The following is an 8,983-nucleotide window of genomic DNA, read 5'->3' as shown; positions in this document are numbered from 1 at the left end:
GCCGATCAGGCCATCGCGCTGCGAATGGCTGTCGCATCCCGCGCCAACATTCTCGTCGCGGGCGGCACATCGACGGGCAAGACCACACTCACGAACGCACTGCTCGCCGAAGTGGCGAAGGGCGCCGATCGCGTCGTTATCATCGAGGACACGCGCGAGCTGCAATGCGCCGCGCCGAACCTCGTCTCGATGCGGACGAAGGACGGCGTGGCGACGCTCTCGGATCTCGTCCGCTCCTCGCTGCGCCTGCGACCCGATCGTATTCCGATCGGCGAGGTACGGGGCTCCGAAGCCCTCGACCTTCTCAAGGCGTGGGGCACCGGCCACCCCGGCGGCATCGGCACGATCCATGCCGGTTCCGGCATCGGCGCGCTGCGCCGCCTCGAGCAACTCATCCAGGAGGCCGTCGTCACCGTCCCGCGCGCGCTGATCGCCGAGACGATCGATCTCGTCGCCGTCCTCTCCGGTCGTGGTTCCGCCCGCCGGCTGGCCGAGCTCGCCCGCGTCGAAGGGCTCGGCCCGGACGGCGATTACCGCATCACCCCCGCAACCACCCCGAACGGAGAAGCTGAATGAATTCGCCCGCCATTCCGGATGTCACCAACCCGCCCGTCCTGTCCACGATCCCCGCCCATCGGGAGCCGCCGGTCGGCTCGCTCATGCGCGGTGCCTACAAGCGTCTCTCCGCATCGACTGCGCTCCTCACCATCATGATGCTGGCCGCCACGTCGCCAGCCTATGCCTCCGGCTCATCGATGCCCTGGGAGCAACCCCTTCAGCAGATCCTCCAGTCGATCGAAGGGCCGGTCGCCAAGATCGTCGCGGTGATCATCATCATCGCGACGGGCCTTGCGCTCGCCTTTGGCGATACGAGTGGCGGCTTCCGTAGGCTGATCCAGATCGTCTTCGGCCTCTCGATCGCATTCGCCGCGTCGAGCTTCTTCCTGTCGTTCTTCTCCTTTGGCGGCGGAGCGCTCGTCTGATGGCGGTCGCGTTCGAACAATTGGACGAGGTGCCGGGTTACACGGTGCCGGTCCACCGCGCTCTGACCGAGCACATCCTGCTCGGCGGCGCCCCGCGATCGATCGCCATCATGAACGGCACGCTGGCCGGAGCGGTCGGCTTGGGCCTGCGGCTCTGGCTGGTCGGGATCGCAATCTGGGCAATCGGCCATTTCATCGCCGTCTGGGCCGCCCGCCGTGACCCGCTCTTTGTCGAGGTCGGCCGCAGGCACCTGCGCATCCCGGCTTTCCTCGCGGTCTGAGGGAGGCGCTGCCGATGATGAACCTTGCCGAATATCGCGGCTCAGCATCGCGTCTTGCGGACTATCTGCCCTGGGTCGCGCTCGTTGCTACAGGCGTCGTGCTCAACAAGGACGGATCGTTCCAGCGCACCGCGAAGTTCCGCGGTCCCGATCTTGATTCCGCCGTCGCGGCCGAGCTGGTCGCCGTCGCCAGCCGTATCAACAACGCCTTCCGTAGGCTTGGCTTGGGCTGGAGCATCTTCGTCGAAGCGCAGCGTCACGAAGCCGACACCTATCCGGACAGCAGTTTCCCCGATCCGGCTTCCGGCCTGGTCGATGCCGAGCGCAAGGCGGGGTTCGAGGAAGCGGGCGCCCATTTCGTCTCCAGCTACTTCCTGACCTTCTTGTTCCTTCCGCCAGCGGAGGAAGCCGCACGCACCGAGTCCTGGCTGTACGAAGGCCGCGAACGTTCGGGCATCGATCCGCACGAGATCCTGCGGGCCTTCACCGATCGCACCGACCGCGTGCTGGCGCTTCTCGACGGCTTCATGCCGTCCTGCCGCTGGCTCGATGATGGCGAGACGCTGACCTACCTGCATTCGACGATTTCGACGAAGCGTCACCGCGTCCGCGTCCCCGAAACCCCGGTCTACCTCGATGCGCTTCTGGCCGACCAGCCGCTGACCGGCGGGCTGGAACCGCGCCTTGGCGACCAGAACCTGCGCATTCTAACTATCATCGGGTTCCCGACGGCAACGACGCCCGGGTTGCTCGACGACCTCAACCGGCTGGCCTTTCCATATCGCTGGTCGACGCGCGCGATCCTGCTCGACAAGACCGACGCGACGAAACTCCTGACCAAGATCCGCCGGCAGTGGTTCGCCAAGCGCAAGAGCATTGCGGCGATCCTGAAGGAAGTGATGACCAACGAGCGGTCCGTGCTCGTGGACACTGACGCGGCGAACAAGGCGGCGGACGCCGATCTCGCGCTACAGGAGCTCGGCGCCGACGTGGCCGGGCTGGCCTACGTCACGGCGACCATCACCGTCTGGGACGCCGACGCGCGCCTTGCCGACGAGAAACTGCGGCTGGTCGAGAAGGTCATTCAGGGTCGCGACTTCACGGCCATGATCGAGACCGTGAACGCCGTTGACGCATGGCTCGGCAGCTTGCCGGGCCATGCCTACGCCAATGTCCGCCAGCCGCCGATCTCGACACTCAATCTCGCCCACATGATCCCCCTGAGCGCCGTGTGGGCGGGGCCGGAACGGGACGAGCACTTCAATGCGCCCCCCTTGCTTTACGGCAAGACCGAAGGCTCGACCCCGTTCCGGTTGTCTCTGCATGTCGGCGACGTCGGCCATACCCTGGTGGTCGGCCCGACCGGCGCGGGCAAGTCCGTGCTGCTCGCCCTCATGGCTTTGCAGTTCCGCCGCTACCCACGCAGCCAGGTCTTCGCGTTCGATTTCGGCGGGTCGATCCGGGCGGCCGCGCTAGCCATGGGCGGCGACTGGCATGATCTTGGTGGCGGCCTTACCGAAGGCTCCGATGTCTCGGTCTCCCTCCAGCCGCTCGCCCGCATTCATGACACCTATGAGCGCGCCTGGGCCGCCGACTGGATCGTCGCGATCCTGTCCCGTGAGGGCATCACGATTACGCCCGAGGCGAAGGAGCACATCTGGACCGCGTTGACCTCGCTCGCATCCGCGCCGATCGAGGAACGGACGATCACGGGCCTCAACGTTCTGCTCCAGTCGAACGATCTCAAGCAGGCGCTTCGTCCCTATTGCGTCGGCGGCCCCTATGGTCGGCCGCTCGACGCGGAGACCGAACATCTTGGCTCGGCCGACGTGCAGGCGTTCGAGATCGAGGGCCTTGTGGGTACGGGCGCCGCGCCCGCCGTGCTCGCCTACCTGTTCCATCGCATCGGCGACCGGCTGGACGGCCGCCCGACCTTGCTCATCATCGACGAGGGATGGCTTGCCCTCGATGACGAGGGCTTCGCCGGCCAGCTCCGCGAATGGCTGAAGACGCTCAGAAAGAAGAACGCCTCGGTCATCTTCGCTACGCAGTCGCTGTCCGATATCGACAATTCAGACATCGCGCCGGCGATCATCGAGAGCTGCCCGACTCGGCTGCTGCTGCCGAACGAACGAGCCATCGAACCGCAGATCACGGCGATCTACAGGCGGTTCGGCCTCAACGACCGCCAGATCGAGATCCTCGCGCGGGCGACCCCCAAGCGGGACTACTACTGCCAGTCGCGCCGCGGAAATCGCCTGTTCGAGCTCGGCCTTTCCGAACTCGGCCTCGCGCTCTGCGCCGCGTCCTCGAAATCCGACCAGACGCTGATCGCCAACCTCGTCGCCGAACACGGCCGCGACGGCTTTCTCCCCGCATGGCTCGATGCCCGCGACGTCGGCTGGGCCATCGATCTTCTTCCCGGTTTTCAAACGCTCACCCCCCAGCCCGAAAAGGAGCTTTAGCCATGATCGTCCGTCGTCTTCGCAAATCCTCCGCGGTCCTCGCAGCGTCCATGCTGGCGGCTATGCCGCTCGCGATGTCGCCGTTTGCGATGTCGCCGGTCTATGCCTGGAGGATCGTCTACGACCCCACCAACTACGCGCAGAATGTCCTGACTGCCGCGCGTACGCTTGAGCAGATCAACCATCAGATCACCTCGCTTCAGAATGAAGCGACCATGCTCATCAACCAGGCGCGCAATCTCGCGAATCTGCCGTTCTCCTCGCTCCAGACGCTTCAGCAGAATGTTCAGAAGACCCAGCAGCTCCTGAAGCAGGCGCAGAACATCGCCTTCGACGTGCAGAACATCGACCAGATGTTCCAGCAGCAATACGGCACCGTCTCGATGTCGGCGAGCGATCAGCAGCTCGTCAGCGCCGCGCGCAGCCGCTGGCAGAACACCGTCGGAAGCCTGCAGGACGCGATGCGCGTCCAGGCAGGCGTCGTCGGTAACATCGACACCAACCGCACGCAGATGAGCGAACTGGTGAACCAGAGCCAGGGCGCGACCGGCGCGCTTCAGGCGACTCAGGCCGGCAACCAGCTCCTCGCCCTCCAGTCGCAGCAGCTCTCCGATCTCGTCGCGCTGCTCGCAGCCAACGGCCGTTCGGGCGCGCTGACGGAGGCCGAGCGCTCCGCAGCAGCCGAGCAGGGGCGTGAGCAGCGCCGCCGCTTCCTGACGCCCGGTTCCGGCTATCAGGCCGGCAGCGCGCGGATGTTCAACGGCAATTGAGGCCGGAAAGGAGCACCGTCATGGACAGCAAGATGCTGGCCCGGCTGGCCGCTGTGGTCTTCGTCGCCATCGCCATCACGGCGGCGGTCGTCGAGATGACCCGCAAGGATGAGGAGCCGGCGGGACCGTCGGCGCCTATCGTCGAGCCCGCGCGCGATCCGCTGCGCGAGGGCCAGCGCCGGTGCCAGCAGCTTGGGGCAACGGCCGCGAGCGACAGCGAATGCCTGCGCGTCTGGGCCGAGACACGTGATCGCTTCCTCGGCCGTCCGGCTGCGCCTGTATCGCCGTCGTCAGACGACAGGCGGTGATCCATGGGCGGCTCAGGGGTAATCGACAGCTTTCTTGGAACATTCACCCAATACATCGACAGCGGCTTCGGCATGCTCAGCGGCGAGGTGGCCTTCATCGCGACCACGCTGATCGTCATCGATGTCACTCTCGCGGCGCTGTTCTGGAGCTGGGGCGCCGATGACGACATCATCGCACGTCTCGTCAAGAAGACGCTGTTCGTCGGTGTGTTCGCCTATCTGATCTCCAACTGGAACAACCTCGCGAAGATCGTCTTCGACAGCTTTTCAGGTCTTGGCCTCAAAGCCTCCGGCACGGGCTTTACCGCGCAGGATCTCCTCCGCCCCGGCAAGGTGGCGCAGACCGGCCTCGACGCGGCACGGCCGCTGCTCGAATCCATCTCCGATCTGATGGGCTGGATCGCGTTCTTCGAGAATTTTATCCAGATCGCCTGCCTGCTTTTCGCCTGGGCGCTCGTCATTCTCGCCTTCTTCATCCTGTCCGTGCAGCTCTTCGTGACGTTGATCGAGTTCAAATTATCCACGTTGGCCGGCTTTGTTCTGATCCCGTTCGGCCTGTTCGGAAAGACCGCCTTCATGGCCGAGCGCGTGCTCGGCAACGTGATCTCCAGCGGCATCAAGGTCCTCGTCCTCGCCGTCATCGTCGGCATCGGCTCGACGCTCTTTAGCCAGTTCACGCAGGGGTTCGGTGGGCAGACACCGAGCATCGACGACGCCATGGCGGTCGTGCTCGCCGCGCTCTCGCTCGTTGGCCTCGGTATCTTTGGACCCGGCATCGCGTCCGGCCTCGTCAGTGGCGGTCCGCAGCTTGGCGCAGGCGCCGCAGTCGGCACGGGTCTCGCCGTGGGCGGCGCCGCGCTCGCCGTTGGCGGCGGTGCGATGCTTGCCGCGAAGGGAGGAGCAGCCCTCCTTTCCGGTGGGGCCGCGGTAGCCCGTGGCGGAGCAGCGGCCGCCGGGGCGGCATCGTCGGCCTATACGCTCGGTTCCATGGGGCAGTCCGGTGCATCGGGCGTGGCGTCCGGCGTCGCACGCGCGGCCGGTTCAGGCGCCACATCACCCTTGCGTCGCGCCGCCTCGCGCGCGTCCGAGAGCATGAAATCCAGTTTTTCCGACGGCGCCCGCGCCGGGCTCAGTGCCACCGGCGGCACGTCCACGATGGGGTCGGCCGGCGGCGAGGCAGAGCCTTCTTCCGTCGCGCCCGCGACGACGACCGAACAGCCCCCCGCATGGGCCCAGCGCATGAAGCGCGGCCGCCATGTCTCTCACGGCGTCAGCGCCGCCGCGCATGCCGTCCGTTCCGGCGACAGCCACGGATCCGGAGCATCCGTCAATCTCTCTGAAAGTGACCGTTCATGAATCTCTTCAAAAGGCCCGCCGTTCATTACGGCAAGACACCCCAACCAGAAACACCGTACCAGAGGGCGAGCCAAGTCTGGGACGAGCGTATCGGCTCGGCCCGCGTGCAGGCGAAGAACTGGCGCACCATGGCGTTCGGCTCGCTCATCCTGTCGGCCGGCTTTGCCGCCGCCCTGGTCTACCAATCGGCGCGAGGAACCGTCGTGCCATGGGTTGTTCAGGTGGACAATCTCGGCCAGGCGCAGGCGGTCGCACCCGCCACAGCCGATTTCCGCCCGACCGATCCGCAAGTCGCCTGGCACCTCGCGCGTTTCATCGAACAGACGCGGAGCATTCCGGCCGACCCGATCATCGTCCGGCAGAACTGGCTTCGAGCATACGAATGGACGACGGATCGCGGCGCTGCGGCACTCAATGACTACGCCCGCGCCAACGACCCATTCACAAAGGTAGGCAAGCAGCAGATCGCCGTCGAGGTCTCCAGCGTCATACGCGCATCGCCCGACAGCTTCCGTGTCGCCTGGACAGAGAGGCATTTCGAGAACGGCCAGCTCTCCACGACCCAGCGATGGACAGCGATCCTGACCATCGTGATCCAGCCACCGCGCGACGCCGAGCGGATCAAGGTCAATCCGCTGGGAATCTACGTCAACGCCATCAACTGGTCGCGGGAGATGAGCCAATGAAATCGGCTTTCCGCAAATGCGCCATTCCGTCTTTTCGTAAATCCGTGCTTCCGGTTCTGCTTCTTTCCGCCACTATGTTGGCCGGCTGCGCGACGCCACAGAAGCCGCCCGAAATCACTTACGACCGCGACGTGCCCGCGTTGCCGGCCGTGCCCGTGGCTGTCACCGACGATCGACCGCGCCCGATCCATACCCCTCCGGGCTGGACACCGGCAAAAGGCGGCACGGCCGCCACCACGCCGACGGCCCGCGTCGAGAACGCCAACGCCGCAGCGCGGGTGCAGCCGCGCCGGGAGGGCTACTTCAACGCCATCCAGGTCTACCCATGGTCCGAAGGCGCCCTCTATCAGGTCTATGCCGCGCCTGGACAGATCACCAACATCGCGCTGGAGCCTGGCGAGAGTCTGACCGACGCTGGCCCGATCGCGGCCGGTGATACCGCGCGCTGGATCATCGGCGACACCGAGAGCGGCAGCGGCCCGACCCGACGCGTCCACATCCTCGTGAAACCGAGCCGCGTCGACATATCGACGAACCTTGTCGTAACGACCGATCGCCGCGTCTACATGATCGAGCTGCGCTCAGGCGCCAAGCCCTACATGCCTTCGGTGGCGTGGGCATACCCGCAGCCACGAGGCGGACAGGGGCAGACCGTTCCGGCAACGCCGGTCATTCCAGCCGTCGCTTCCCGCAACTACCGCTACGGCCTGAGCGGCGGCAACCCGCCCTGGAAGCCCGTCTCCGTCTATGACGACGGTCGGCGCGTTTACATCGACTTTCCGCGTGGCATCGTCCAAGGCGAGATGCCACCGATCTTCGTGATCGGGCCGGAGGGCGAGGCCCAGATCGTCAACACCCGCGTCCACCGACACATCCTGATCGTCGATCGTCTGTTCGGCGCGGCTGAATTGCGCCTCGGAAGCGGTGATAAGCAGCAAACGGTGAGGATTGTCCGTACCGACGGGAGGCCCGCGTCATGAGCGAGGCAAACAGCAATACGAGCGCTCCAATGCGCCTGCGGGCGGAGCCGCCGCGCGTAACCCGGCTGTCGCGCAAGGTGCTTGCGAGCGTCACGGCCGTCGCTCTGGTCGGCATAGGCGGCGCCCTGATTTACGCACTCCAGACCCGGAACGCCGGCCGCGACGGAGAGGAGCTTTACTCGACAGCCAACCGCCAGACCGCGGATGGTCTTGCCGGATTGCCGCGAGACTACACCGGCCCTGTTCTTGGCCCGCCCTTACCAGGCGATCTCGGACGACCCATTCTGGACGCGCAGAACCGAGGCCAGCCCGTCGTTCCTCCGACGATCACGACGCCGGCGGTCGACCAAGCCGAACAACGCCGCATCGCGGAGGAAGAGGCCGCGCGCACGTCGCGCGTCTTCTTCCAGACCCAGCCGGGCACGACCCCGGCAGCGCCGGGAGGTTCAACCACACCCGGCCTTGCCGGTGTCGATCTCGCCGGGCTCGCGGGTCAAGCCGGCCAGCAAACCGCGCAGGATCGACAGAGCGCTTTCCTCAATGGGCCGGTCGATCGCCGCACAACCTCGTTGGATCGCGTCATGGCACCAGCTTCGCCCTTCGTGCTCCAGGCCGGTGCGGTTATCCCGGTAGCACTTATCACCGGGATACGCTCCGATCTTCCAGGCCAAATCACAGCCCAGGTGACGGAAAATATCTACGACAGTCCGACCGGTCGCAGCCTTCTCGTTCCGCAGGGGACGAGGATCATCGGTCAGTACGACAACAATGTCCAGTTTGGCCAAAGGCGGGTCCTGCTGGTCTGGAACCGCCTGATCTTCCCGAACGGCCGATCTATGGTCCTCGAACGCCAGCCCGGCGCCGACACGCAGGGCTATGCCGGGCTTGAGGATGGCGTCGATTATCACTGGTGGGATCTGATGAAGGCGGCCGGGCTGTCCACGCTACTCGGCATCGGAACCGAATTGGCGACCGACGACGAGGACCGCCTCATCCGAGCCATCCGAGACGGGGCGCAGGACACCATCAATCAGGCCGGACAGCAGATCGTCCAGCGTCAGCTTCAGGTCGCACCGACACTGACCATCCGGCCCGGCTTCCCGGTCCGGGTTATCGTTACCCGCGACCTTGTGCTCGAACCCTACAGGAGTTGA

At 65.8% G+C, this 8,983-nt stretch carries 10 protein-coding genes; all 10 read left to right on the top strand.

Features of this window, described 5'->3' with window-relative positions; translation table 11 throughout:
- The coding region (locus P7F60_RS25910; RefSeq protein WP_277920574.1) for an ATPase, T2SS/T4P/T4SS family at window positions 1-576 on the top strand (576 nt) is incomplete at its 5' end.
- Window positions 577-659: 83 nt separating this feature from the next.
- On the top strand, window positions 660-983 hold the full coding sequence (locus P7F60_RS25905) for a TrbC/VirB2 family protein (RefSeq protein WP_094543461.1): 324 nt from the start codon (window positions 660-662) through the stop codon (window positions 981-983).
- Entirely contained in the window at window positions 983-1,264 is a 282-nt protein-coding gene (locus tag P7F60_RS25900; protein ID WP_035224601.1) for a VirB3 family type IV secretion system protein, read from the top strand. Before P7F60_RS25905 ends, P7F60_RS25900 begins: the two co-directional genes overlap by 1 nt.
- 14 nt (window positions 1,265-1,278) lie before the next feature.
- A complete protein-coding gene (gene trbE / locus P7F60_RS25895; protein ID WP_094543419.1) occupies window positions 1,279-3,729 on the top strand; it encodes a conjugal transfer protein TrbE in 2,451 nt (816 codons plus the stop codon).
- A gap of 2 nt (window positions 3,730-3,731) precedes the next feature.
- Window positions 3,732-4,499 carry a P-type conjugative transfer protein TrbJ gene (gene trbJ, locus P7F60_RS25890; RefSeq protein ID WP_179253468.1) on the top strand — a complete coding sequence of 256 codons (768 nt, stop codon included), beginning with the start codon at window positions 3,732-3,734 and terminating at the stop codon, window positions 4,497-4,499.
- Between the two features lie 20 nt (window positions 4,500-4,519).
- Window positions 4,520-4,807 carry a putative entry exclusion protein TrbK-alt gene (gene trbK-alt / locus P7F60_RS25885; protein ID WP_094543417.1) on the top strand — a complete coding sequence of 96 codons (288 nt, stop codon included), beginning with the start codon at window positions 4,520-4,522 and terminating at the stop codon, window positions 4,805-4,807.
- Window positions 4,808-4,810: 3 nt separating this feature from the next.
- On the top strand, window positions 4,811-6,163 hold the full coding sequence (gene trbL, locus P7F60_RS25880; protein ID WP_094543416.1) for a P-type conjugative transfer protein TrbL: 1,353 nt from the start codon (window positions 4,811-4,813) through the stop codon (window positions 6,161-6,163).
- The gene (gene trbF / locus P7F60_RS25875; protein WP_094543414.1) at window positions 6,160-6,849 is read left to right on the top strand and encodes a conjugal transfer protein TrbF; all 690 of its coding nucleotides are present in this window, start codon (window positions 6,160-6,162) and stop codon (window positions 6,847-6,849) included. Before trbL ends, trbF begins: the two co-directional genes overlap by 4 nt.
- Entirely contained in the window at window positions 6,846-7,829 is a 984-nt protein-coding gene (gene trbG / locus P7F60_RS25870; protein WP_203316577.1) for a P-type conjugative transfer protein TrbG, read from the top strand. Before trbF ends, trbG begins: the two co-directional genes overlap by 4 nt.
- Window positions 7,826-8,983, top strand: coding sequence for a TrbI/VirB10 family protein (locus tag P7F60_RS25865; RefSeq protein ID WP_094543413.1), 1,158 nt, complete (start codon window positions 7,826-7,828; stop codon window positions 8,981-8,983). Before trbG ends, P7F60_RS25865 begins: the two co-directional genes overlap by 4 nt.

Origin of the sequence: Rhizobium sp. YJ-22, from assembly GCF_029601685.1 — a bacterium.
Lineage (GTDB): Bacteria > Pseudomonadota > Alphaproteobacteria > Rhizobiales > Rhizobiaceae > Metarhizobium.
This window is presented reverse-complemented; position numbering and strand designations above follow the sequence as displayed.

Coding starts and splice junctions, on each gene's coding strand:
- trbG (WP_203316577.1), top strand. CDS start 6,846: ATGAAATCGGCTTTCCGCAAATGCGCCATTCCGTCTTTTCGTAAATCC.
- P7F60_RS25865 (WP_094543413.1), top strand. CDS start 7,826: ATGAGCGAGGCAAACAGCAATACGAGCGCTCCAATGCGCCTGCGGGCG.
- trbL (WP_094543416.1), top strand. CDS start 4,811: ATGGGCGGCTCAGGGGTAATCGACAGCTTTCTTGGAACATTCACCCAA.
- P7F60_RS25900 (WP_035224601.1), top strand. CDS start 983: ATGGCGGTCGCGTTCGAACAATTGGACGAGGTGCCGGGTTACACGGTG.
- trbE (WP_094543419.1), top strand. CDS start 1,279: ATGATGAACCTTGCCGAATATCGCGGCTCAGCATCGCGTCTTGCGGAC.
- trbK-alt (WP_094543417.1), top strand. CDS start 4,520: ATGGACAGCAAGATGCTGGCCCGGCTGGCCGCTGTGGTCTTCGTCGCC.
- trbJ (WP_179253468.1), top strand. CDS start 3,732: ATGATCGTCCGTCGTCTTCGCAAATCCTCCGCGGTCCTCGCAGCGTCC.
- trbF (WP_094543414.1), top strand. CDS start 6,160: ATGAATCTCTTCAAAAGGCCCGCCGTTCATTACGGCAAGACACCCCAA.
- P7F60_RS25905 (WP_094543461.1), top strand. CDS start 660: ATGCGCGGTGCCTACAAGCGTCTCTCCGCATCGACTGCGCTCCTCACC.